Genomic DNA, 23,067 nt, shown 5'->3' on the forward strand with positions numbered 1-23,067 from the left:
CTCAGTCGTTGGCGTGCAGCGCCGCGTTCAGTTCGACGCCGGTGCCCTTGGTGGGGACCACCTCGACGGCGCCGCTGACCGAGTTGCGGCGCAGCATCAGGTTGGAACGGCCGTTGAGGTCCTTGGCCTTGACGACGGTGCCGTCGGGACCGGTGACCTTCGTGCCGGCAGTGACGTACAGGCCGGCCTCGACGATGCAGTCGTCGCCGAGGGAGATGCCCACACCGGCGTTGGCGCCGAGCAGGCACCGCTTGCCGATGGCGATGACCTCCTTGCCGCCGCCGGACAGGGTGCCCATGATCGACGCACCCCCACCGATGTCGGAGCCGTCGTCGACGACGACCCCGGCGGAGATACGGCCCTCGACCATCGAGTTGCCGAGCGTGCCCGCGTTGAAGTTCACGAAGCCCTCGTGCATGACGGTGGTGCCGGACGCCAGGTGCGCACCGAGACGGACGCGGTCGGCGTCGGCGATGCGCACCCCGGACGGCACGACGTAGTCGACCATGCGGGGGAACTTGTCGACGCCGTACACGGTCACGGGCCCACGGATACGCAGGCGTGAGCGCACCAGCTCGAAGGTGTCCACGGCGCACGGGCCGTAGTTGGTCCACACGACATTGGCGAGCAGACCGAACACACCGTCGAGGTTGGTGCCGTGCGGCCGGACGAGGCGGTGCGACAGCAGGTGGAGCCGCAGGTAGGCATCGTGCGTGTCGGCCGGCGGCCGGGACAGGTCGGCGATCGTCGTGCGGACCGCGACCTGCTCGACCTCACGTGCCTCGTCGGGGCCGACGAGCAACGCGAAGTCGGAGGGGATGTCCGTGCCCTCGAGCCGGGACGTGCCCGTCTCGGTGAATTCGCCGAGCTCGGGGGCCGGGTACCAGGTGTCGAGAACGGTGCCGTCCGCCGCGATGTTGGCGATGCCTACTGCTGATGCTCCCTGTGCACTCACGGTCGAGAAGCGTACGCGAGGCCGCGTCGTTCTCGCGGACGGCCTGGGAAATCGCCCCACGTATTGTTCTTGCATGTCTGCACCGCACCTGGACCTGCACGCCGATCCGATCGAGCTGACCGCTGCCCTCGTGGACATTCCCAGCGTCTCCCGGGACGAGGCGGCGATCGCCGAGTCCGTCGAACAAGCACTGCGCACCCAGACCACCGGCTTCGAGATCGTCCGCAGCGGCAACGCGGTTCTCGCCCGCACCCGCCTCGGGCGGCCGAGCCGGGTGCTGCTGGCCGGGCACCTCGACACCGTGCCCATCGCGGACAACGTGCCGTCGCGGCGCGAGGGGGAGTTGCTGTACGGGTGCGGCACGGCCGACATGAAGTCGGGCGACGCGGTGTTCCTGCACCTGGCCGCCACGATCGCCGAGCCGGCGCACGATCTGACTCTGGTGTTCTACGACTGCGAGGAGATCGCTGCGGTGCACAACGGTCTCGGTCGGATCGAGCGGGACCTGCGGGACTGGCTGGACGCGGACGTGGCGATCCTCGGCGAGCCGACGGCCGGCCAGATCGAGGCGGGCTGCCAGGGCACCCTGCGGGTGCAGATCACGGCGAGCGGGACGCGCGCGCATTCGGCGCGGTCCTGGCTGGGGGACAATGCGATCCATCGGCTGGCCCCGGTGCTCGACCGGCTCGCGGCCTACGAACCGCGGTCGGTGGACATCGACGGCTGCGTCTACCGCGAGGGCCTGTCCGCGGTGCGGATCTCCGGCGGCGTCGCGGGCAATGTGGTGCCCGACGCCGCGGACCTCGACGTCAACTTCCGGTTCGCGCCCGACCGCACGGTCGAGCAGGCGCTCGCGCACGTACGGGAGGTGTTCGACGGTCTCGACGTCACCCTCGAGCTCACCGACAGCTCGCCCGGCGCGCTGCCCGGCCTGGCCCATCCCACCGCGGCGGACCTCGTCGCCGCGGCCGGCGGCCGGTTCCGGGCCAAGTACGGGTGGACGGACGTCGCGCGCTTCGCCGCGCTGGGGATCCCGGCGGTCAACTACGGCCCCGGCGATCCGAATCTCGCGCACACCCGGGACGAGCACGTGCCCGTGGGGCAGATCACCGAGGTCGCCGACACGCTGCGCAGGTACCTCGCCGGCTGACGCGCACGGCGTCGGATCGGCAGGCGCGGCCTGCCGCATCCCCTAATCTGAGCGCATGGCGCGCGACACCGACCCCGGATCCCGCGACCGTGCGAGTGCCGACGTGGTGCACCGCGGTCCCGTCCAGCTGCGCCGTGACCGGGTGGCCGAGACCACGACGATGGATCAGCGGCTGCTCGATCGCCGGGGCCCGTCCGACTGGGTGCACACCGATCCGTGGCGGGTGCTGCGCATCCAGAGCGAGTTCGTCGAGGGCTTCGGGGCGCTGGCCGAGGTGCCCCGTGCGGTGGCGGTGTTCGGCTCGGCCCGCACCCCCGCCGACCATCCCGAGTACGCCACCGGACGCGCCCTCGGGGCCGCCCTGGCCGCGGCCGGCTATGCGGTGGTCACCGGTGGTGGGCCGGGGGCGATGGAGGCCGCCAACCGCGGGGCGAGCGAGTCGGGGGGATTCTCCATCGGCCTGGGCATCGAACTGCCGTTCGAGCAGGCCCTCAACGAGTGGGTCGACCTCGGACTGAACTTCCGCTACTTCTTCGCCCGCAAGACGATGTTCGTGAAGTACTCCCAGGCCTTCGTATGTCTGCCCGGCGGATTCGGAACGCTCGACGAGCTGTTCGAGGCGCTCACGCTGGTCCAGACCCACAAGATCACCCGGTTCCCGATCGTGCTGCTCGGGACGCACTACTGGGCGGGGCTGCTCGAGTGGATCCGGCAGTCGATGATCGGCGAGGGGCGGATCTCGCCGGGCGACCTCGACCTGCTGTATCTGACCGACAGTGTCGAGGAGGCGGTGCAGATCGTCGTCGACGCCCACCGCGGCCAGGACGAGTCGGCGCTGTACGGGGAGGGCGGGTCGTGGTGAGTCGGTTCGGTCCGGCGGAGGGTGTCGGGGGCGAGCGCGCGGTCGAGGCCCGGGCGGTGTGCGTCTACTGTGCCTCCGGTCCCGTCGGGGACTCCTACCTCGAGTTGGCGGCGGCGGTGGGGACCGCCATCGGACGGCGCGGCTGGCAGCTGGTCTCCGGCGGCGGCAACGTGTCGATGATGGGCGCGGTGGCGGAGGCCACCCGGGCCGCGGGCGGGCACACCGTCGGCGTGATCCCCAAGGCGCTGGTGCACCGTGAGGTCGCCGACGTCGATGCGGACGAGCTGATCGTCACCGACACGATGCGCCAGCGGAAGCAGGTGATGGAGGAGCGGGCCGACGCGTTCGTCGCGCTGCCCGGCGGGATCGGCACCCTCGAGGAACTGTTCGAGACATGGACGGCCGGCTATCTGGGTATGCACGCCAAGCCGGTGGTGTTGCTCGATCCGGTGGGGCACTACCGCGGGCTGCTGGACTGGCTCGAGGCGATGGTGCCGACCGGCTTCGTCAACCGCCGCGCTCTCGACGGCCTGCAGCTCACCGAGGACATCGAGGACGCGCTCGACCGGTGCGCCGGGTGAGGGGCTTCCGCATCGCGCCGAGGTTGCTTACTCTGCAGTAAGTTGTTGTCCACCGCCACGAAGGATGCCATGCCCGAGTCCGGTTCGACCATCTCCCTGGTGGGTCTCGCCACCCAGCTCCCGCGAATGCTGCCCGACGTACCGAGCCTGCTGCGCGGCGCGGTGGGCCTGACCCGGCGCCCGGAGGCGCGCGAGACGATCGGGTCGGTGTTCCAACGCCTCGCCGAGCGGAACCCGGACCGGTCGTTCCTGCGCTTCGAGGGCGACGCCCTCAGCTACGGCGACGCCAACGCGCAGGTCAACCGCTACGCGGCCGTCCTCACCGCCCAAGGCGTGCGCACCGGCGACGTCGTCGGCGTGCTGATGAAGAACCGCCCGGAGGCGCTGCTCGTCGCGCTCGCCACGGTCAAGCTGGGCGCCGCGGCGGGCATGCTCAATCACCATCAGCGCGGGGAGGTTCTCGCGCACAGCCTCGGCCTGCTCGACAGCCGGGTACTCGTGGTCGGCGAGGAGTGCGAGGATGCCCTGGAGTCCCTCGACGGGCCGCCACCGGCCGGAAAGGTGCTGCGCGTCGGCGAACTCGACGACCTCGCCGTCGCGGCCGACTCCGCGAACCCCGCCGTCACCGAGCGCCTGCAGGCGAAGGAGACCGCCTTCTTCATCTTCACTTCGGGCACTACGGGCATGCCCAAGGCCAGCCGGATGACCCACTACCGCTGGCTGAAGTCCATGTCCGGCCTGGGCAGCCTCGGTGTCCGGCTGCGCCGCGACGACACCCTGTACTGCTGCCTGCCGCTCTACCACAACAACGCCCTCACCGTCTCGCTGTCGTCGGTGCTCGCAGCCGGAGCCACGTTCGCGCTCGGCCGCAAGTTCTCCGCCACCGGTTTCTGGGCCGACGCGAAGCGCAACGACGCGACGGCGTTCGTCTACATCGGGGAGATCTGCCGCTACCTGCTGAACCAGCCGCCGTCGCCCGACGACCGCGATCACGGCATCCGGCTGATGGTCGGCAACGGACTGCGCGCCGAGATCTGGACCGAGTTCACCGAGCGGTTCGGCATCGCCCGCGTCGCCGAGTTCTACGGCGCGAGCGAGTGCAACATCGCGTTCGTCAACGCCCTGAACCAGCCGCGCACCGCGGGTGTCTGCCCCCTGCCGTACGCCGTGGTCGACTACGACCACGAGACCGGCAAGGCGCTGCGCGGACCGGACGGACGGCTGCGCCGGGTCGGCCGCGGCGAGGTGGGCCTGCTGCTGGCGAAGGTCACCGACCGTGCCCCGTTCGACGGCTACACCGATCCGGAAGCGAGCGAGTCCAAGCTGGTCCGCGACGGCTTCGAGGACGGCGACACCTGGTTCGACACCGGCGATCTCGTTCGCAGTCAGGGCTTCATGCACGTCGCGTTCGTCGACCGTCTCGGCGACACCTTCCGGTGGAAGGGCGAGAACGTCGCCACCACCGAGGTCGAGGCGGCCGTGTCGGCGAGCGAGTCGATCTCGCAGGCGGTGGTCTACGGGGTCGAGATCCCCGGCACCGACGGCCGGGCCGGGATGGCCGCGGTCACGCTCCACGACGGCGCCGAGTTCGACGGTGCCGCGGTCGCGGCACAGCTGTACCGGACGCTGCCGTCGTACGCGGTGCCGCTGTTCGTCCGGGTCGTCGACGAACTCGAGCACACCTCGACGTTCAAGAGCCGCAAGGTGGACCTGCGCAAGCAGGGCTACACCGACACCGGGGACGATCCGGTGTACGTGCTCACCGGGCGGGACGAGGGCTACCGGCCCGCATACGACGGCTACGTCGAGTCCGTCGCCGGCGGCGAGCTGCCGGCCGGCTGAGTTCCGTCGCCGCCGTACCCACGATTCGCGCGGGCGTCCGGAATCCGCCCACGCCGTGCGGTGGGCGGATTCCGGTTCACCGCTCGGATTCGGCCGGCCGGAGTGCATGCCAGGATGGATCCATGACCGCCTCCGTCACCGTCTCGCCGACCCTCTGCGGCCGCCCGGTCGCCACCGACCGGGCCCTGGTGATGGCGATCGTCAACCGCACCCCGGACTCCTTCTACGACCGGGGTGCGACCTTCACCGACGAGGCCGCGATGGCGGCCGTGGACCGGGCCGTGGCCGACGGTGCGGACCTCGTCGACATCGGCGGCGTGAAGGCCGGCCCCGGTGAGGTGGTCGACGCAGAGGAGGAGACGCGACGGGTGGTGCCGTTCGTCGCGGCGATCCGAGCCCGGCACCCCGGGCTGCTCGTCAGTGTCGACACCTGGCGCAGCGACGTCGCGCGGCGCGCCCTCGCCGAGGGCGCGGACCTGATCAACGACACGTGGGCGGGCGCCGATCCGGAACTGGTGACCGTCGCCGCCGAACTCGGCGCGGGCATCGTCTGCTCGCACACCGGGGGTGCAGCCCCGCGCACCCGGCCGCACCGCGTGCGCTACACCGACGTCGTCGCCGAGGTGACCCGGGAGATCGTCGCCGCGGCCGAGCGGGCCGCGAAGGCCGGAGTGCCCGGCGACTCCATCCTCATCGATCCGACGCACGATTTCGGCAAGAACACCTTTCACGGCCTCGAGTTGTTGCGGCACGTGGACGTTCTCGTAAACACCGGGTGGCCGGTGCTCATGGCGCTGAGCAACAAGGACTTCATCGGGGAGACTCTGGGGGTGGAACTCGCCGACCGGTTGGAGGGCACATTGGCAGCGACAGCACTTGCGGCCGCGGCAGGCGCGCGGATGTTCCGGGTGCACGAGGTGGCGGCGACCCGGCGCGTGGTCGACATGGTGGCCGCCGTCGCCGGAACCCGGCCCCCGGCACGCACTGTCAGGGGGCTGGCATGAGCACGGCGACTACACGGCCGTGGGCCGGGGCCACGGCGGTCAACCGGCCCTGGGCCGAGGCGAACAGCTGGGACGAGCCCGGTTGGAGCATCACCGAACTGGAACGCGCCAAGCGCGGCCGGACCGTATCGGTGGTGCTGCCCGCGCTCAACGAGGAGACGACCGTGGCGGGGGTGGTGGACACCATCCATCCGCTGCTCGGTGGGCTGGTGGACGAGCTGATCGTGCTGGACTCGGGGTCCACCGACCGCACGGCGGAGCGGGCCCGCAGCGCCGGTGCACGCGTGCTGTCGCGAGAAGAGGCGGTCCCGGGTCTGGCCCCCATGCCCGGTAAGGGTGAGGTGCTGTGGCGGTCGGTTGCGGCCACCACCGGCGACCTGATCGCGTTCGTCGATTCGGATCTGCTCGAGCCCGATCCGGCGTTCGTCCCCAAGCTGCTCGGACCACTGCTCACCGGCGACGGCATCCACCTGGTCAAGGGCTACTACCGTCGCCCGCTCCGGGTCAGCGGCGCCGAGGAGGCCAACGGGGGCGGACGGGTCACCGAACTGGTGGCGCGGCCCCTGCTCGCGGCGCTGCGACCGGAGCTGACGTGCGTGCTGCAGCCCCTCGGCGGTGAGTACGCCGGGACCCGGGAACTGCTGTCGGCAGTGCCGTTCGCACCCGGGTACGGCGTCGAGATCGGGCTGCTGCTCGACACCTACGACCGGCTCGGCATCGACGCGATCGCCCAGGTCAACCTCGGCGTACGCAAGCACCGGAACCGGCCGCTCGGGGAGCTGGGGGTGATGAGCCGGCAGATCGTCGGCACCATGCTCGCCCGCTGCGGGATCCCCGACTCGGGAGCGGGCCTGACCCAGTTCCTCGTGGACGGTGACGGGTTCGTCCCCGTCACCACGGAGGTCAGCTTGGTGGACCGGCCCCCGGTCGTCACAGTCACCTGACACCCCGTCGTGTCGGGGGTCCGTGCCAAGATCGGTACATGCTGACGGTTCTGCTCTACCTGCTCGTCGTGGTGGTCGTCGGCGCGGTGCTGTTCCTCGTGGCGAGCGCGGTGTTCGGTCGGGGCGAGAGCCTGGCGCCGATCCCACCGGGTGCCACGGCGACGGCGCTTCCGGTCACCGACGTGACCGGCGCGGACGTCCGCGAACTGCGTTTCCAGCAGGTGCTGCGGGGCTACAAGACCGCCGAGGTGGACTGGGCGCTCGATCGGCTCGCGCACGAGATCGACGATCTGCGGGCCCGGCTCACCGCATACGAGGACACCGCGTACGAGAACACCGGTGGGGACGCTCCGGGCGGCGACGAGGCGGACAGCGGCCGGACCGGCGCATCCGTCGCGGCAGAGGCTGCGGGGGACCGCTCGGACGAGGGGGAGTAGCGATGGGCGAGGATCGGGTGCGTTGTCCGTGGGCAGTGGATCCGCCGGGGTCCACGCTGTACCGGGACTACCACGACGAGGAGTGGGGCAGGGAGCTGCACGGACGCGACGAGTTGTTCGAGCGCCTGGCCCTCGAGGCGTTCCAGTCGGGGCTGTCGTGGCTGACGATCCTGCGGAAGCGGGAGGCATTCCGATCGGCATTCGCCGGATTCGACGTCGACGTGGTCGCCGGCTACACCGCGGTCGACGTCGACCGCCTGCTCGGTGACGCCGGCATCGTCCGGAACCGGCGCAAGATCGAGGCGGTGATCGCCAACGCCCGGGCAGTGCTCGACCTGCGGGACACGGACCTCGACACGATGCTGTGGTCGTTCGCGCCGGCGCGGCGCGCCCGGCGTCTGCGCTCGGTGGCGGAGGTACCTGCGGTGACCCCGGAGTCCACGGCGATGGCCCGGGAACTGAAGCGGCGCGGCTTCGTGTTCGTCGGTCCTACCACGGCGTATGCGCTCATGCAGGCCACCGGCATGGTCGACGACCATCTCGCCGAGTGCTGGGTCGATACGGACGTTCGATCAGCTTCCGGCGACATTAGGGCGGAGTCAGCTACCCGGCGGTCGGCCGGATAGGGAAGAATGATGTGACGAGCCTCGTCGATTTCCGGCGAGGCCCCCACGGTAACCCACGCGCGCAAGAGTCGAGCGCAGATTTGGAGGGAGCAGAGGATGGCGGCCATGAAGCCCCGGACCGGGGACGGTCCCCTCGAAGCAACCAAAGAGGGACGAGGAATCGTCATGAGGGTTCCACTCGAGGGTGGCGGACGTCTGGTCGTCGAACTCACGCCGGAGGAAGCTGCAGCGCTCGGCGAAGAGCTCAAGGGCGTCACCAGCTAGGTGTCGGCAGCCGGCGACGTTTCGCCGGTTCCCCCGGGCCCCGCGCGCCACGGTGCGCGGGGCCCGTTGCTGTTCGTACTCCGGTGCTCTGCGTTTCTCGGAAGGACTGCCCGTGCTCGATGCGGTGACCGACCTGCTCGCCTGCCCCCAGTGCGAGCGTGGGCTCGACCTCGACGAGGGCGTCCTGCTGTGCGAGGCCGGGCACAGCTTCGACGTCGCGCGGCAGGGATATGTCAGCCTCCTCACCGGGGCCGCGACGCGGTTCACCGGCGACACCGCGGAGATGATCGCCGCGCGCGCGGACTTCCTCGACGCCGGACACTACGATCCGCTGCTCGGCGCCGTCGCCCGGGCCTGTGCCGAGCACGCCACCGGCGACGACGGTGCCCGCGTCCTCGAAGTGGGTGCGGGCACCGGGAGGTACCTCGCAGCGGTGCTCGACGCGCTGCCGGACAGCCGCGGCGTCGGGCTCGACGTGTCCAAACCCGCGGTGCGGCGCATCGCGCGCAGCCATCCCCGCGTCGGGGCCGTGCTCGCCGACGTGTGGCGGCAACTGCCGATCCGCAGCGGCGTCCTCACCCACGTGCTGTCCGTCTTCGCGCCCCGCAACGCCGCCGAGACGCACCGCGTTCTCGCCCCCGGCGGCGTGCTCGTCGTCGCGGCTCCCACTCCGGCTCACCTGCGCGAACTGGTGACGCTGCCGGGAATGGTCCAGGTGGACGAACGCAAGACCGAGCGGCTCGGGGCGGCCCTGTCCGGCGGGTTCGAGCGGCTCGACCGCGCCGACGTGCAGTTCACCTTGGAACTCGACCGTCCGGCACTGGGCCGGCTGGCCGGCATGGGGCCGTCGGGACACCACCTGACGGCCGAACGGCTGGCCGAACTGGTCGCGGGATTGCCGGAGCCGTTCCCGGTGACCGCCTCGGTGACCGTCACCGTGTGGGAGCGCCGCTCGGACTGACCCGTGCTCGGTGCCGCGCTCAGTGCCGCGCGGCTGCGACCTCCTGGTAGACCGCAAGCGTCTGCCGCGCGATCTGTGCCCAGGAGAACTCCGCGATCGCCCGCATCCGCCCGGCCCGGCCCATCTCGGCAGCGAGGGCGGCGTCGCCGGCAACCTCGTTGATCGCCGCCGCCAGCGCCTGCTCGTACGCTCGCGGCTCGTAGGAGTTGTAGTGCACCAGCCGACCGGTGACCCCGTCCTCGACGACCTCGGGAATGCCCCCGACATCCGAGGCGACGACTGCGGTCTCGCAGGCCATCGCCTCGAGGTTGACGATTCCCAGCGGCTCGTACACCGACGGGCATATGAAAACTCTTGCGGCCGAAAGGATTTCACGGACGGATTCGGTGGGGAGCATTTCCCGGACCCAGAAGACGTTGCCGCGCCGGCGCTCGAGTTCGGCCACGGCCTGCTCGGTTTCGGCGGCGATCTCCGGGGTGTCCGGGGCCCCGGCGCACAGCACCAGCTGGATCCCGGGATCGACGTCGTGAGCGGCGGCGATCAGGTGCCCGACACCCTTCTGGCGCGTGATGCGCCCGACGAACGCGACGATCGGCCGGTCGGGATCGACGCCGATCTTCTCCAGCGCGGACGGCGCTCCCGATTCGGCCGGGCCCGGATGCCACACGCCGGTGTCGATGCCGTTGCGCACGACATGCACGCGCGCCGGGTCCACGAACGGATACGCGTCCAGCACGTCGAGGCGCATCCCGGCGCTGACCGCGACGACCGCGTCCGCGTGTTCGACGGCGTTGCGTTCGGACCACGACGAGATGCGGTAGCCCCCGCCCAGCTGCTCGGCCTTCCACGGCCTGCGCGGCTCGAGCGAGTGCGCCGTCAGCACGTGCGGCACGTCGTACAGCTCGGCGGCGAGATGCCCCGCCAGGCCGGTGTACCAGGTGTGCGAATGGACGACGTCGGCGTCGCCGGCGGCGTGCGCCATCCGCAGCTCGGCCGACAGCGTCGTCAGCGCCGGGTTGGCGCCTGCCAGGGCGGGGTCGGGGCCGTGGACGAAGACGCCCTCCCGGGGCGCTCCCATGCAGTGCACGTCGACTTCGCACAGCCGGCGCAACTGCGCAACCAGTTCGGTGACGTGCACGCCGGCACCACCGTAGACCTCCGGCGGGTACTCCCGCGTCATCATTGCCACCCGCACCGGATCAAACTATCCGGCGCGTGACGTTCCAGCCACCGATGGGCCTCTTCGCTGGCGGCGGCGGGGGGTGGCGGATAGGTTGACTGTGTGAGGAGCCAGCCCCATGTGCTTGGAATCGTGCTCGCCGGCGGCGAGGGCAAACGCCTGTATCCGCTGACGGCGGACCGCGCGAAACCGGCGGTACCGTTCGGCGGTGCCTACCGACTGATCGACTTCGTGCTCAGCAACCTGGTCAACGCCGGGTTCCTGCGGATCTGTGTGCTGACGCAGTACAAGTCGCACTCGCTGGACCGGCACATCTCCCAGACCTGGCGGCTGTCGGGCTTCACCGGCGAGTACATCACCCCGGTGCCGGCACAGCAGCGTCTCGGTCCGCGCTGGTACACCGGCAGCGCCGACGCCATCCTCCAGTCGCTCAACCTCGTCTACGACGAGGATCCCGAGTACATCGTGGTGTTCGGCGCCGACCACGTCTACCGGATGGATCCGGAGCAGATGGTGCGCCAGCACATCGAGTCCGGCGCAGGGGTCACCGTCGCCGGTATCCGGGTGCCGCGCAGCGAGGCGTTCGCGTTCGGCTGCATCGACAGCGACGAGCAGGGGCGCATCACCCAGTTCCTGGAGAAGCCCGCGCACCCGCCCGGCACCCCGGACGATCCCAACGTCACCTTCGCCTCGATGGGTAACTACGTCTTCACCACCAAGGTGCTGGTCGAGGCGTTGCGGGCGGACTCGGAGAACCCGGACTCCGACCACGACATGGGCGGCGACATCATCCCCGCCCTCGTCGCCCAGGGCGCCGCCCACGTCTACGACTTCAACGACAACGTCGTGCCGGGCGCCACCGAACGTGACCGTGGATACTGGCGCGACGTGGGTACCCTCGACGCGTTCTACGACGCGCACATGGACCTGGTGTCGGTGCATCCGATCTTCAACCTCTACAACCGGCGCTGGCCCATCCGCGGCGCCTCCGAGATGTGGCCTCCGGCCAAGTTCGTCCAGGGTGGTCTCGCACAGGAGTCGATCGTCGGATCCGGCAGCATCCTGTCCGCCGCCACCGTCCGCAACTCGGTGCTCAGTTCCAATGTCATGATCGAGGACGGCGCCACCGTCGAGGGCAGCGTCCTGATGCCGGGGGTGCGCATCGGCAAGGGGGCGGTCGTGCGGCGCGCGATCCTCGACAAGAACGTCGTCGTCGGCGACGGCGAGATCATCGGCGTCGACCTCGAACGCGACCGGCAGCGCTTCGCCGTCAGCAGCGGCGGCGTCGTCGCCATCGGCAAGGGCGTGTGGATCTGACCGTGCGGGTCCGACCGGGGGGATCCGGCCGTGTGGATCCGTCCGGGGTCCGCGCCCGAGCCTAGAGTTTGGCGGCGCAGAGCAGCCCGTCGCCCACCGGCAGCAGCACCGGAGCGAGACGCTCGTCGGTCACCACCGCCCGGGTGGCCTCCCGGACGGCCAGGACGACGGAGTCGCGTTCGCCGGGGTCGGCCACCCGGCCGCAGAGCAGCGCATGGTGCAGCACGATGGCCCCGCCGGGACGCAGCAGCCGGACCCCTTCCCGGACGTAGTGCGGGTGATCCGCGGGGGTGGCGTCGACGAACACCAGGTCGTATGCGGAGTCGGCCAGCCGGGGCAGCACGTCCAGCGCGCGCCCGTTGATCAGCCGGGTGCGCGACGCCGTGACCCCGGACTCTCGGAACGCGGCTTTGGCGGCGCGCTGGTGTTCGGGCTCGCTGTCGATGGTGGTGAGGACGCCGTCCTCGCGCAGGCCCCGGAGCAGCCACAGCCCGCTGACGCCGGCGCCGGTGCCCACCTCGACGACCGTCCGGGCGTCGAGCATGCGAGTGAACATCGCCAGAGCCGCACCCACCGCTGCCGGGATCGGCTCGGCCCCGAGATCGAGGGCACGTTCGCGCGCCGTGGCGAGGTTCTCGTCCTCTGTGACGTTCTCGACGTGAGCCAGTATCCGTTCGGCATTCGTGTGCACCCCAGTGAGGTTATCGTCGCCGGGGTCCGGTCGCAGGCAGGCGCGCACGGCGGGTGGATTCTCAGGTGATGCTCAGGTTGCTCATATCGGCACCACATCACCGTGCGTGAAGGTGTAGGTAGCACATCAGACCGCACCGACAGGCGATCGCGGGGCCGGGAACAAACCCGGCGTCCACCGTGTTGGACCACGACACCCGGTACTCGCGATCACGCGGTCCCGAAGAGGAGGATCCAGCGATCCACATGGCCGATTCCCCACAGCTCCCCAGCCCCGACGTCGAGCCCACGGCCGACGGCGAGCTCACCGGCACGGCAGTGTTCGACGCCACCGGAGACCGTGCGGTGATGCCGTCGTGGGACGAGCTGGTGCGCGAGCACGGCGACCGGGTGTACCGGCTCGCCTACCGCTTGGCCGGGAACGCGCAGGACGCCGAGGACCTCACCCAGGACACCTTCATCCGGGTCTTCCGCTCGTTGCAGAACTACCAGCCGGGCACCTTCGAAGGCTGGCTGCACCGCATCACCACGAACCTGTTCCTCGACATGGTCCGGCGCCGCAACCGCATCCGCATGGAGGCGCTGCCCGAGGACTACGACCGCGTGCCCTCCGCGGGCCCCGATCCCGAGCAGATCTACCACGACGCCAGGCTCGGCGCCGACCTGCAGTCCGCGCTGGACTCGCTGGCGCCGGACTATCGTGCTGCTGTGGTCCTGTGTGACATCGAAGGTCTGTCCTACGAGGAAATCGGTGCCACACTGGGAGTCAAGCTCGGCACGGTACGCAGCCGCATCCATCGCGGACGGCAGGCGCTGCGTGAACACCTGCGCGAGCATGGGAAGGTCGAAGTCGGTCGAGTCGATGCGGGGTAGCCGCCAGGAGGGTTTCATGACGAGGGCACACCCGACCCGCCGGTTCGGTTCCACGGAGCACCTGGCGAGCGAGGCTGTGGCAGCGTACGTGGACGGCGAACTGCGGATGAACGCGTATCTCCGCGCGGCCGAGCACCTGGCCGTGTGCCCGGAGTGCGCCGCGGAGGTCGAGGCGCAGCAGCAGGCCCGTCGCGCGTTGCGTGACGCCGCCCGGATGGCTCCGCCCCCGATGCCGAGCACTCTCCTGGGCGCTCTCGCCGACATCCCGCAGCATCATCGGAACCTGTCCGCGCCCGGTTTCGAGGGCATGCCGGCGGCCGACCGGTACGGGTCGGCCGCGCGACGCTGGCCGATCCGTTGGCGCCGTTGACGGTGCTCGCACCTGTGTGCGCCGTGCTCGGACGGCCGGTGGCGGTGCCCCCGGGGCCGTCGCTGATGCGGGTGGCTTCGTCGACGGTGAGTCCATCGGTGATACTGGGCCCATCGGTGATACTGGGCACCGTGACCGACGGACACGGGGGAGACAGGCACGCGTGACAGCGGAATCAGTAGAGTCCGAGCGTCGGGCCGGCTCGTCGGAGACGGACGGCGCCGCCGCGCCGGAGGTGTCGCGCCGTGCCGACGCCCCCCGCCTGCAACCCCGCCCCGTCTACCGCCCGGCCGTCGACGATGCCGCGAACCGCGTCTTCGGCCGGCCGGCCGGCACGACCGGCCCGTTCGGGCGGTCCGCCGAGGAACGCGCCGCCGAGCCGTCGGTCCGTTACGGTGCGCCCACCGATCCGGTGCTGGCCGAGGCATTCGGCCGTCCCGTGGGGACCTCCGAGATTCTGCAGCGGCCACCCGCCGACCCGGACGGCGAGACCGATGCCGGCGGTGCCGAGCCCGACCCGTGGCGTGACCCCGCGACGAACGTGCGCCTGGGTGCGCCCGCACAGTCCCACGACGAGCGGCCGCTGCCTCCCGCACCGAAGCTCACGCTGCGGGAGGTCCTCTTCGGCGGCCGGATCGAGACCCGCGCCCTCGCGACACTCGCCGCGGTCGCGCTGACCATCGGTATGGTCGGCGGTCTCGTGGTCGCGCTCGTCACGTCCGACACCGGATCCCTCACCAGCCGTAGCGTGACGCTGGCCCAGGTGGATCAGGACGGTGACCTGCCGTCCGGGCAGGTGGCCCGCGTCGCCGACGCGGTGCTGCCCGCAGTGGTCTCGATCCAGGTGACCCTCGGCGAGGAGGCCGGCACCGGGTCCGGTGTCGTCATCGACGGCGCCGGATACATCGTCACCAACAACCACGTCGTCTCGATGGCCGCCACCGCACCGGACGCCAAGATCCAGGTCACGTTCAACGACGGCACGAAGGTGCCCGCCGAGATCGTCGGCCGGGACATCAAGACCGATCTGGCCGTGCTCTCGGTCGACGCGGACAATCTCACGGTCGCCGAACTCGGCCGTTCGGAGGACGTGCAGGTGGGGGAGGACGTGATCGCCGTCGGCTCCCCGCTCGGACTGAGTAAGACCGTCACCCGCGGCATCGTCAGCGCGCTCAACCGCCCGATGCGTCTGGGCGGGCAGGGTACCGACACCGATGCCGTGATCGACGCCGTGCAGACGGACGCCTCCATCAACCCCGGCAACTCCGGCGGCCCGCTCGTCGACGCCGAGGGCCGCGTCATCGGCATCAACTCGGCCATCAAGACCGAGACGGGTGGTTCCGTCGGTCTCGGGTTCGCCATCCCGATCGACGACGTCACCGCCGTCGCCCAGGAACTGATCCGCACCGGCGAGATGCGCCACCCGGAAATCGGCGTCAACACCCGCAGCGTCGCCAACGACGTCGCCAGCGGAGCCGAGGTCGCCAACGTGCAGCAGGGCAGCCCGGCGCAGCAGGCGGGCATAGTCGAGGGTGACGTCATCGTCAAGGTCGGAGACCGCGAGGTGACCAGCGCGGACGAACTGGTCGTCGCCGTTCACGCCCAGGAGATCGGCAAGCCGGTCACGGTGCAGCTGGTGCGTGCGGGACGCCTGGTCGACGTGCAGGTGACCCCGATGTCGGACTGACCGTCCGCTGCCGCTTCCCTGGGAATCCGCTGTGACCTGGGTCCTCCGGGCTGCGGTCCCCGCGTCACCACGTACCCTGGAACGGTGTTCGGCAATATCGGTTGGGGCGAATTCCTGGTCCTGCTCGTCGCGGCGCTCGTGGTCCTCGGCCCCGAGCGGCTGCCCGGTGCGGTGTCCTGGATGACCAGGTCGCTGCGGCAGGTCCGTGACTACGCGTCCGGCGCCAAGGAGCAGTTGAAGGAGGAACTCGGCCCCGAGTTCGACGACCTGCGCCAACCCCTGTCCGAACTGAACCAACTGCGTGGCATGACGCCGAAGGCGGTCATCACCAAGCACCTGCTGGACGGCGACGACTCGCTGCTCACCGGCAACTTCGACAAGCCCGGCACCAAGCCGGTGAGCAAGCCCGTCCCGCCGCCGTTGACGGCGGGAGAGAAGCCCCCCATCGACTCCGACGCGACCTAGGACGAGGCCGCTGCGCGGCCGGTGTGTCCTTTGGGCGGTCAGGACAGCCCGAAGGACACACCGGCGCCGTAGGCGCCTACAGGTGACGGGTGGTGTCGATCCCCAGCGACATGCCGGCCAGGCCGCGGCGACGCACGGCGAGCTTCTCGGCGATCTCGCGCAGCGCCGTGCCCGCAGGCGAGTCGGGGGCACTGAGGACGATCGGCGTTCCGGCGTCGCCGGCCTCGCGGATCGCCGGATCGAGTGGGATCTGGCCCAGCAGCGGGACGGTCGCGCCCACGGCGCGGGTGAGCCGCTCGGAGACGGCCTGACCGCCGCCCGTGCCGAACACGTCCATCCGGGTGCCGTCGGGCAGCTCGAGCCACGACATGTTCTCCACGACGCCGACGATGCGCTGGCGGGTCTGCAGGGCGATGGAGCCGGCCCGTTCGGCGACCTCGGCGGCCGCCTGCTGCGGCGTGGTGACCACGAGGATCTCGGCGCCGGGTATCAACTGCGCGACGGAGATCGCGACGTCGCCGGTGCCGGGCGGCAGGTCGAGCAGCAGCACGTCCAGATCGCCCCAGAACACGTCGGCGAGGAACTGCTGCAGCGCGCGGTGCAGCATCGGTCCACGCCAGACCACGGGCGTGTTGCCCTGGGTGAACTGGGCGATGGAGATCATCTTCACGTCGTGCGCGATCGGCGGCATGATCATCCGCTCCACCTGGGTGGGCTTGGCGTCGGTGCCGAGCATCCGCGGGATGGAATGGCCGTAGATGTCGGCGTCCAGCACACCCACGGACAGGCCCCGCGCGGCCATGGCGGCGGCGAGGTTGACCGTGACGGAGGACTTGCCGACGCCGCCCTTGCCGGAGGCCACCGCGTAGACCCGGGTGAGTGAGCCGGGCTGGGCGAACGGGATCACTGGTTCGGTGGAGTCGCCGCGCAACGACTTGCGCAGCTCGGTGCGCTGCTCGTCGTTCATGACGTCGAGTTCGACGCGGACCGCGGAGACTCCGGCGACGTCGGCGACGGCCTTGGTGACCCGGTCGGTGATCTCGGTGCGTAGCGGACAGCCGGCGGTGGTCAGGTAGATGCCGACGTCGACGCTGCCGTCGCCGCCGATCTCGATGCTCTTGACCATGCCGAGTTCGGTAATCGGCTTGCGGATCTCGGGATCCTGGACCCGCGCCAGGGCGCTGCGAACGTCGGACTCGCTGACTGCCATGGCATCAATCGTAGGTGGCGCCCGATCAGTGGATGCGCGGCAGGTCCGCCGCGCTGGGGGTGACGCCGGTCGAATAGGCGGCCGACCAGGCGAGCACGTTCGCGACGTACGCCATGGAGTTGTTGTAGCGATGGATGGCCTTGGTGGTCTGCGCGAGGTCGTGCATGTTGTTTCCGCCGTCGCACAGGTACTTGGCGGTGGTGAGAGTGGAGTCGTACAGGTTCTGCGGGTCGGCGACGCCGTCGCCGTTGCCGTCGCCGGCGTAGAGCTTCCACGTGGAGGGGATGAACTGCATGGGGCCGACCGCCCGGTCGTAGACGGTGTCGCCGTCCAGGGTGCCGCCGTCGGTGTCCCGGATGACGGCCTGGCCGCGCAGACTGCCGTCGAGGGGCAGACCGATCACGGGTTCGAGGAGGTTGCCCTTGTCGTCGGCCTTGCCGCCCTTGGCATGGCCGGACTCGACCTGGCCGATGCCGGCGAGCAGTGTCCAGTACATGTTGCAGCCGGGGTTCTCGGCGGCGAGGATCCGCTCGGCGTTCTGGTAGGCGGCGAAGTTGATGCCGGGAATCCCGAGGGGGCCGGGCTGCAGCGGTGCCGGAGCGGCGGGGGCAGGCTCCGGGGCGGGCGCGGGGGCCGCCGCGGGCTCCGCGGTAGGCTCCGGGGCGGTCATGAGGGCGGCCGCGGCGGCGACGTCGCGAGAGACCCCGTCGGCGATGTAGGTGGTCTCGGCCGCCGCAGTCACGGGCTCGGCCACAGCTTCGGTGTCCTGCACGCCGAACAGGGTCTTGGGGCTCGCCCCGGCGCTGGTGGCGGCGGCGACCACGCCGACCGGAACCAGTCCGGTGAGGGCGATGACCGAATTACGGCGGAGCTTGGACTCCGAAGGCTTCCTGTGCCGACCCACTCGATACCTCCTGGGCGCCTTCCCCGAGACGCTTTCGTTACATGGCGGTACCGACCATACAGGAAGCGATGCATTTCCGTTACCCTAACGTGATGTAACGCGCTGAACTGGGCAGACGTGCAGAATCGAAGGATTACGGCGAGATCGAGGCGTGACCGATCAGGGTGCGGACGGCGGCGGGCACAGCGCCGGGACGAGACACGGCAGCGACGGCAGTACCGGCGCGGCCGGCGGTCCCTCGACAGCCGGCGGTGTCTCGGGAGCCGGCGCGGGGACGGGGACCGGCTCGACCGCGGGAGCCGGGGCCGGCTCCGGTGCGGGTGCCGTCGTGGTCCCGGCCACGGGAGCCGGGACGGTCTCGGCGACGTCGGCGGTGTTCGGCCGGGCCGGAACAGCCGGCGGCGTCGGGGGTGGGACGACGATCCCCGGCGAGACCGCGGTGCCCTTCTCGTAGGCGGCCGACCAGGCCTGCACGTTGGCGACGAACTCCGGCGACGGATCGAACCGGGCAGCCGCCCGCGCGCGGGCGTCGGCCTCGGCGAGGCGCGCGTCGTCCGAGCACAGCCAGGCGCCGGCCGCCAGAGTGGCGTCGAAGACGTTCTGGGGATTCGCGGTGCCGTCCGCGTTGCCGTCGGCGGAGAACTGCGACCAGACCTCCGGAGGCAGCTGCATCGGCCCGAGTCTGCCCGTGCCGGGAGCGACACGCGCGGTCGTGAGCGTGCCCAGCACGTCGGTGCGTCCCGAGTCGGCGTGCTGCGACGTGATCCGGCCGATCGCCGCGAGCAGATGCCACGGCAGCGCACACTCGGGTTCGTCGATCGCAAGCTGCATCTCGGCCGCCCGGTACGCGTAGAGCACCAGCTCCGGGATCGCCAGGGGGCCCTCGCCGGCCAGCACCGGTGACGGCTGCCCGGGGGCAACCGTGACCTCGGGCGGAAGATCCGCCCCGGGATTGCCGACCGGGTTCCCGGTCCCGCGCACGGGTCGTGGCCCCGCCGGATCCGCCGGTAGCACCCCGACCCCGGTGCTGCCGTCCGCCGCCGTCACGGCGACCGGCTCCGTGTGCTCCGTCGCAGCCACCGGTGCCGGGGACGACGCAACCGCCGCGAACCCGGCACCGAGCACCACCGGCACCGCGATCAGACTCTGCCAGCGCACACAATCACCCCACAGACCTACTCGTCGCGGACCGTCACCCCACCGACACCATCGACAGGCTGTGATGGACGTTACAGCGCGTCACGTCTCAGCGGCGGGGTGGGCGCGGTTTACCGGATGCCGTCGCCGCCGTGTCCTCCTCCTCCGGTTCGATCAGCAACGCGCGCAGATCGTCGAGCTCGCGCCGGAGATAGTCGCGGGTCGCCACCTCGCCGACCGCCAGCCGCAGCGCCGCCAGCTCCCGCGCGAGGAACTCGGTGTCCGCCTTGGTCTGGGCGGCGCGGGCCCGGTCCACCTCGAGCGAGACCCGGTCCCGGTTCTCCTGCCGGTTCTGGGCGAGCAGAATCAGCGGCGCGGCGTAGGCGGCCTGCGTCGAGAACGCGAGGTTCAGCAGGATGAAGGGGTACGGATCCCACTGCAACGTCACGGCGAAGACGTTGAGCAGGATCCACACGATCACCACGACCGTCTGGATGGCGAGGTAGCGGCCGGTGCCGAGGAACCGGGCGATCGATTCGCTGACGCGTCCGACCGCCTCGACGTCGAAGTTGACCCGGAACCGGCCGGTACGGGGAGTGTCGAGGCGCTGCCGGGCCACGGCGGAACGGTCACTCATCGTCGGCCTCCTCTTCGCGCCAGTCCTCGGGCAGCAGGTGGTCGAGCACGTCGTCCACGGTCACGGCACCCAGGAGGTGCCCTTCGTCGTCCAGGACGGGCCCGCACACCAGGTTGTACGTCGCGAAGTACCGGGTGACCGCGGTGAGTGAATCGTCGGGGTCCAGTCGTGGCAGGTCGTTGTCCACGATCCCGCCCACCAGGCCGGCAGGTGGCTCCCGGAGCAGCTGTTGCAGGTGCACGCAGCCGAGATACTTGCCCGTCGGGGTCGCGGTGGGCGGCCGCACGACGAACACCATGGACGCCAGCGCCGGCGTGAGGTCCGGGTTGCGCACCCGCGCCAGCGCCTCGGCCACCGTCGTGGCCGGGGTGAGTACCACCGGCTCGGGGGTCATGAGACCGCCGGCGGTGTCGGGGGAGTGCTCGAGCAGCCGCCGCACCGGCTCGGAATCCTCCGGATCCATCAGGCGCAGCAGCGACTCGGCGTCCGAGTCGGGCAGCTCGCCGAGCAGATCGGCGGCATCGTCGGGGTCCATCGCCTCGAGCAGGTCCGCGGCGCGTTCCACCTCGAGGTGCATCAGCAGATCGGTCTGGTCGTCGGTCGGCAGCTCCTGCACGACGTCGGCGAGCCGCTCGTCGTCCAGGGCGACCGCCACCTCGTGCCGGCGCTTCTCCGGCAGTTCGCGCAGCGCGTTCGCGACGTCGGCGGCGCGCATGTCCTCGAACTGCAGCAGCAGCTGCGAGACACCCTGGCCGGGCATGCCGAGGTTGGTGTAGGTCAGCCCGTGCACGTGTTGCCAGTCCACGACATGGATCGCGGACCGCCGGCCCAACCGGCCGCGCTGGGCCCGCACGGCCACGCGCGAGACCACCCAATCCCGGGTGCGGGTCAGTTCGATGCCGAGGTCGACGACGACCACGTCCACGCCGGCGAGTTCACCCAGCTCGGGATCGTCGACGCGGACCTTCGAATCGAGCACCTGCGCAAGTGCCAGCACCTCGGTCGGCCGCTGCGTGAACCGGCGCAGGCTGACGTTGCCGGTGTTCAGGGTGACGGCCCCCGGCTCGATCGCCGTCACCCGCAGCATCGGCACGAATATTCGCTTGCGCGTCGGCAGTTCGACGACCAGACCGAGCACCCGGGGCTGCTGCCGCCCGATCCGGATGGTGAGCACGACGTCGCGCACCCGGCCGATCGACTCGCCGTCGGGTCCCAGGACCACCAGACCTGCGAGCCTCGCCGCGAATACCTTGCTCACTGCTGCCATGATGGTCAGGCTAGAACGTGCGGTCGTCGATTTCGGAACACGGAGGTCTGCCCAGCCCATGTCGTTCGACTTCAGGCCCCGGAGGTCCGTGCTCGCCGTTCCCGGCAGCAGCCGCAAGATGATCGACAAGGCCAAGGGCCTGCCCGCCGACGAGGTGTTCCTCGATCTCGAGGACGCCGTCTCCCCGCTGGCCAAGGAGCAGGCCCGCACGACGATCGTCGAGGCCCTGAACGAGGGCGGATGGGGCGAGCAGCTGAAGGTGGTGCGGGTCAACGACTGGACGACCGACGCCACCTACCTCGACGTCGCCACCGTGGTGGGCGGCGCCGGCGCGCACCTCGATGCGATCCTGCTGCCGAAGGTTCCCGACGCGAGCCATGTGCAGGCGCTCGACCTGCTGCTGACCCAGGTGGAGAAGGCCCACGGGCTCGAGGTCGGACGCATCGGTATCGAACCGCAGATCGAGGACGCGCTCGGGCTGACCAACATCGACGCGATCGCCACCGCCAGCCCGCGGGTGCAGACGCTGGTGTTCGGCCCGGCCGACTTCATGGCGAGCATCAACATGCGCACTCTCGTCGTGGGGGAGCAGCCCGACGGCTACGACCGCGGCGACGCCTACCACCACATCCTCATGACCATCCTCATGGCGGCCCGGGCCCACGGGTTGCAGGCGATCGACGGTCCGTACCTGCAGATCCGCGACGTCGAGGCGTTCCGGCGCTCCGCGCAGCGCACCGCGGCCCTCGGTTTCGACGGAAAATGGGTCCTGCACCCGAGCCAGATCGACGCCGCGAACGAGGTCTTCAGTCCGCGCCAGGAGGACTACGACAAGGCCGAGATGATCCTCGACGCCTACGAGTGGCACACCTCCGCGGCCGGCGGCGCGCGCGGTGCCGCGATGCTCGGGGACGAGATGATCGACGAGGCCAGCCGCAAGATGGCGCTGGTGATCTCGGCGAAGGGCCGGGCGGCCGGAATGACCCGCACCACGAGCTTCGAGCCGCCCCGCTAGGCGGCTGCGCCGCCGGTGTGTCCTTTGGGTCGTGGGAGCAGCCCAAAGGACACACCGGAGAAGGCGGGCAGAATAGACAGGGTGCGCCGGATCGGGGCGCGCAGTCACGAGAAGGAGCCGAAGATGACCAACCCCCTCGGACAGCCGGGACGCGCCACGCCGGGCCTGCCGACTCCGCCGAGCGGCTGGCCGGTCGGTTCGTACACGACCTACGCGGAGGCGCAGCGCGCTGTCGACCATCTCTCGGACCAGTCCTTCCCGGTCGAGGACGTCACCATCGTGGGTGTCGACCTCATGCAGGTCGAGCGGGTCACCGGCCGGTTGACGTGGGCGAAGGTGATCGGCGGTGGCATCGCCTCCGGCGCCTGGCTCGGTCTGTTCTTCGGTCTGCTGCTCGGGATCTTCTCGACCGATTTCCTCGGCCCCCTGCTCGTCGGCATGGTCGGCGGCATCGTCTTCGGTCTGATCTCCACGACGATCCCGTACGCCGCGACGCGCGGCCAGCGGGACTTCTCGTCGACGATGCAGCTGGTGGCCGGTCGCTACGACGTGCTGTGCGCGCCGCGCAACGCGGAACGGGCACGGGACCTGCTCGCCAAGCTCGCGTTGTAGACCGTTCGATCACAGTTCTGTTCCGGGCGGCAGTTGAGTCGCGCGGCGGCGTCCGGTGCGTTACGTTCGCACCAAGT

Annotated in this window: 25 protein-coding genes; 17 read left to right on the top strand and 8 right to left on the bottom strand. The window is 70.6% G+C overall.

Features of this window, described 5'->3' with window-relative positions; all coding sequences use genetic code 11:
* Position 1: 1 nt before the first annotated feature.
* Positions 2-955, bottom strand: coding sequence for a 2,3,4,5-tetrahydropyridine-2,6-dicarboxylate N-succinyltransferase (gene dapD / locus AC2IPW_RS07645; protein ID WP_003936075.1), 954 nt, complete (start codon positions 953-955; stop codon positions 2-4).
* A 73-nt stretch (positions 956-1,028) separates the two neighbouring features.
* On the opposite strand from dapD, the gene dapE reads away from it, so the two are divergent.
* The 10 genes from dapE (at position 1,029) to AC2IPW_RS07695 (ending at position 9,626) form a co-directional block, all read left to right on the top strand.
* On the top strand, positions 1,029-2,105 hold the full coding sequence (gene dapE, locus AC2IPW_RS07650) for a succinyl-diaminopimelate desuccinylase (protein ID WP_054372291.1): 1,077 nt from the start codon (positions 1,029-1,031) through the stop codon (positions 2,103-2,105).
* A gap of 55 nt (positions 2,106-2,160) precedes the next feature.
* Positions 2,161-2,967, top strand: coding sequence for an LOG family protein (locus tag AC2IPW_RS07655; RefSeq protein WP_003936077.1), 807 nt, complete (start codon positions 2,161-2,163; stop codon positions 2,965-2,967).
* Positions 2,961-3,548, top strand: coding sequence for an LOG family protein (locus AC2IPW_RS07660; RefSeq protein WP_003936078.1), 588 nt, complete (start codon positions 2,961-2,963; stop codon positions 3,546-3,548). The genes AC2IPW_RS07655 and AC2IPW_RS07660 overlap by 7 nt, the downstream gene beginning before the upstream one ends.
* A 69-nt stretch (positions 3,549-3,617) precedes the next feature.
* Positions 3,618-5,390, top strand: coding sequence for a long-chain-acyl-CoA synthetase (locus AC2IPW_RS07665; protein ID WP_416063086.1), 1,773 nt, complete (start codon positions 3,618-3,620; stop codon positions 5,388-5,390).
* Between the two features lie 122 nt (positions 5,391-5,512).
* Positions 5,513-6,394, top strand: coding sequence for a dihydropteroate synthase (gene folP, locus AC2IPW_RS07670; protein ID WP_003936080.1), 882 nt, complete (start codon positions 5,513-5,515; stop codon positions 6,392-6,394).
* A complete protein-coding gene (locus AC2IPW_RS07675; protein WP_486376606.1) occupies positions 6,391-7,338 on the top strand; it encodes a glucosyl-3-phosphoglycerate synthase in 948 nt (315 codons plus the stop codon). The genes folP and AC2IPW_RS07675 overlap by 4 nt, the downstream gene beginning before the upstream one ends.
* A gap of 38 nt (positions 7,339-7,376) precedes the next feature.
* The gene (locus AC2IPW_RS07680) at positions 7,377-7,775 is read left to right on the top strand and encodes a DivIVA domain-containing protein (protein WP_486376607.1); all 399 of its coding nucleotides are present in this window, start codon (positions 7,377-7,379) and stop codon (positions 7,773-7,775) included.
* Positions 7,776-7,777: 2 nt separating this feature from the next.
* Entirely contained in the window at positions 7,778-8,401 is a 624-nt protein-coding gene (locus tag AC2IPW_RS07685) for a DNA-3-methyladenine glycosylase I (protein ID WP_486376608.1), read from the top strand.
* A gap of 96 nt (positions 8,402-8,497) precedes the next feature.
* Entirely contained in the window at positions 8,498-8,665 is a 168-nt protein-coding gene (locus AC2IPW_RS07690; protein ID WP_003936084.1) for a DUF3117 domain-containing protein, read from the top strand.
* Positions 8,666-8,777: 112 nt separating this feature from the next.
* Positions 8,778-9,626 (top strand): putative RNA methyltransferase, encoded by an 849-nt coding sequence (locus tag AC2IPW_RS07695; protein WP_003936085.1) that lies wholly within the window; start codon positions 8,778-8,780, stop codon positions 9,624-9,626.
* Positions 9,627-9,645: 19 nt separating this feature from the next.
* On the opposite strand, the gene glgA is transcribed toward AC2IPW_RS07695, so the two are convergent.
* Entirely contained in the window at positions 9,646-10,821 is a 1,176-nt protein-coding gene (gene glgA, locus AC2IPW_RS07700) for a glycogen synthase (RefSeq protein ID WP_416063091.1), read from the bottom strand.
* Positions 10,822-10,908: 87 nt separating this feature from the next.
* Between glgA and glgC the strand changes: the two genes are divergently transcribed.
* Positions 10,909-12,123 (top strand): glucose-1-phosphate adenylyltransferase, encoded by a 1,215-nt coding sequence (gene glgC / locus AC2IPW_RS07705; RefSeq protein ID WP_003936087.1) that lies wholly within the window; start codon positions 10,909-10,911, stop codon positions 12,121-12,123.
* Between the two features lie 61 nt (positions 12,124-12,184).
* Here glgC and AC2IPW_RS07710 read toward each other — a convergent pair whose 3' ends face one another.
* Entirely contained in the window at positions 12,185-12,814 is a 630-nt protein-coding gene (locus AC2IPW_RS07710) for an O-methyltransferase (protein WP_003936088.1), read from the bottom strand.
* Positions 12,815-13,059: 245 nt separating this feature from the next.
* Between AC2IPW_RS07710 and sigE the strand changes: the two genes are divergently transcribed.
* The 4 genes from sigE (at position 13,060) to tatB (ending at position 16,208) form a co-directional block, all read left to right on the top strand.
* A complete protein-coding gene (gene sigE / locus AC2IPW_RS07715) occupies positions 13,060-13,686 on the top strand; it encodes an RNA polymerase sigma factor SigE (RefSeq protein WP_003936089.1) in 627 nt (208 codons plus the stop codon).
* A 16-nt stretch (positions 13,687-13,702) separates the two neighbouring features.
* Positions 13,703-14,056, top strand: coding sequence for a zf-HC2 domain-containing protein (locus AC2IPW_RS07720; protein WP_054372280.1), 354 nt, complete (start codon positions 13,703-13,705; stop codon positions 14,054-14,056).
* A gap of 163 nt (positions 14,057-14,219) precedes the next feature.
* The gene (locus tag AC2IPW_RS07725; protein ID WP_416063092.1) at positions 14,220-15,743 is read left to right on the top strand and encodes a trypsin-like peptidase domain-containing protein; all 1,524 of its coding nucleotides are present in this window, start codon (positions 14,220-14,222) and stop codon (positions 15,741-15,743) included.
* 84 nt (positions 15,744-15,827) lie between these two features.
* Positions 15,828-16,208 carry a Sec-independent protein translocase protein TatB gene (tatB, locus tag AC2IPW_RS07730; RefSeq protein WP_003936092.1) on the top strand — a complete coding sequence of 127 codons (381 nt, stop codon included), beginning with the start codon at positions 15,828-15,830 and terminating at the stop codon, positions 16,206-16,208.
* Between the two features lie 76 nt (positions 16,209-16,284).
* On the opposite strand, the gene AC2IPW_RS07735 is transcribed toward tatB, so the two are convergent.
* The 5 genes from AC2IPW_RS07735 to AC2IPW_RS07755 form a co-directional block, all read right to left on the bottom strand.
* Positions 16,285-17,418: an Mrp/NBP35 family ATP-binding protein gene (locus AC2IPW_RS07735; protein WP_003936093.1), complete on the bottom strand. Its 1,134-nt coding sequence runs from the start codon at positions 17,416-17,418 to the stop codon at positions 16,285-16,287.
* 25 nt (positions 17,419-17,443) lie between these two features.
* Positions 17,444-18,322: a lytic transglycosylase domain-containing protein gene (locus AC2IPW_RS07740; RefSeq protein WP_416063093.1), complete on the bottom strand. Its 879-nt coding sequence runs from the start codon at positions 18,320-18,322 to the stop codon at positions 17,444-17,446.
* A gap of 159 nt (positions 18,323-18,481) precedes the next feature.
* The gene (locus tag AC2IPW_RS07745; RefSeq protein WP_486376609.1) at positions 18,482-19,480 is read right to left on the bottom strand and encodes a lysozyme family protein; all 999 of its coding nucleotides are present in this window, start codon (positions 19,478-19,480) and stop codon (positions 18,482-18,484) included.
* A gap of 88 nt (positions 19,481-19,568) precedes the next feature.
* Positions 19,569-20,096 carry a DUF1003 domain-containing protein gene (locus AC2IPW_RS07750; protein ID WP_003936096.1) on the bottom strand — a complete coding sequence of 176 codons (528 nt, stop codon included), beginning with the start codon at positions 20,094-20,096 and terminating at the stop codon, positions 19,569-19,571.
* A complete protein-coding gene (locus AC2IPW_RS07755; protein WP_040781955.1) occupies positions 20,089-21,363 on the bottom strand; it encodes a magnesium transporter MgtE N-terminal domain-containing protein in 1,275 nt (424 codons plus the stop codon). Before AC2IPW_RS07755 ends, AC2IPW_RS07750 begins: the two co-directional genes overlap by 8 nt.
* A 58-nt stretch (positions 21,364-21,421) precedes the next feature.
* Between AC2IPW_RS07755 and AC2IPW_RS07760 the strand changes: the two genes are divergently transcribed.
* The gene (locus tag AC2IPW_RS07760; RefSeq protein WP_003936098.1) at positions 21,422-22,378 is read left to right on the top strand and encodes an HpcH/HpaI aldolase/citrate lyase family protein; all 957 of its coding nucleotides are present in this window, start codon (positions 21,422-21,424) and stop codon (positions 22,376-22,378) included.
* 123 nt (positions 22,379-22,501) lie between these two features.
* Positions 22,502-22,990: a YflT domain-containing protein gene (locus AC2IPW_RS07765; RefSeq protein WP_003936099.1), complete on the top strand. Its 489-nt coding sequence runs from the start codon at positions 22,502-22,504 to the stop codon at positions 22,988-22,990.
* The last annotated feature ends 77 nt before the right edge of the window (positions 22,991-23,067 follow it).

It is taken from the genome of Rhodococcus sp. NS-SX18 (assembly GCF_057367935.1).

Bases quoted from the DNA above. Each gene is read 5' to 3' on its own strand.
- AC2IPW_RS07760 (WP_003936098.1), top strand. From the start codon at position 21,422: ATGTCGTTCGACTTCAGGCCCCGGAGGTCCGTGCTCGCCGTTCCCGGC.
- sigE (WP_003936089.1), top strand. From the start codon at position 13,060: ATGGCCGATTCCCCACAGCTCCCCAGCCCCGACGTCGAGCCCACGGCC.
- AC2IPW_RS07720 (WP_054372280.1), top strand. From the start codon at position 13,703: ATGACGAGGGCACACCCGACCCGCCGGTTCGGTTCCACGGAGCACCTG.
- AC2IPW_RS07755 (WP_040781955.1), bottom strand. From the start codon at position 21,363: ATGGCAGCAGTGAGCAAGGTATTCGCGGCGAGGCTCGCAGGTCTGGTG.
- AC2IPW_RS07750 (WP_003936096.1), bottom strand. From the start codon at position 20,096: ATGAGTGACCGTTCCGCCGTGGCCCGGCAGCGCCTCGACACTCCCCGT.
- folP (WP_003936080.1), top strand. From the start codon at position 5,513: ATGACCGCCTCCGTCACCGTCTCGCCGACCCTCTGCGGCCGCCCGGTC.
- AC2IPW_RS07685 (WP_486376608.1), top strand. From the start codon at position 7,778: ATGGGCGAGGATCGGGTGCGTTGTCCGTGGGCAGTGGATCCGCCGGGG.
- AC2IPW_RS07655 (WP_003936077.1), top strand. From the start codon at position 2,161: ATGGCGCGCGACACCGACCCCGGATCCCGCGACCGTGCGAGTGCCGAC.
- AC2IPW_RS07665 (WP_416063086.1), top strand. From the start codon at position 3,618: ATGCCCGAGTCCGGTTCGACCATCTCCCTGGTGGGTCTCGCCACCCAG.
- dapE (WP_054372291.1), top strand. From the start codon at position 1,029: ATGTCTGCACCGCACCTGGACCTGCACGCCGATCCGATCGAGCTGACC.
- AC2IPW_RS07735 (WP_003936093.1), bottom strand. From the start codon at position 17,418: ATGGCAGTCAGCGAGTCCGACGTTCGCAGCGCCCTGGCGCGGGTCCAG.
- AC2IPW_RS07680 (WP_486376607.1), top strand. From the start codon at position 7,377: ATGCTGACGGTTCTGCTCTACCTGCTCGTCGTGGTGGTCGTCGGCGCG.
- AC2IPW_RS07765 (WP_003936099.1), top strand. From the start codon at position 22,502: ATGACCAACCCCCTCGGACAGCCGGGACGCGCCACGCCGGGCCTGCCG.
- AC2IPW_RS07690 (WP_003936084.1), top strand. From the start codon at position 8,498: ATGGCGGCCATGAAGCCCCGGACCGGGGACGGTCCCCTCGAAGCAACC.
- AC2IPW_RS07675 (WP_486376606.1), top strand. From the start codon at position 6,391: ATGAGCACGGCGACTACACGGCCGTGGGCCGGGGCCACGGCGGTCAAC.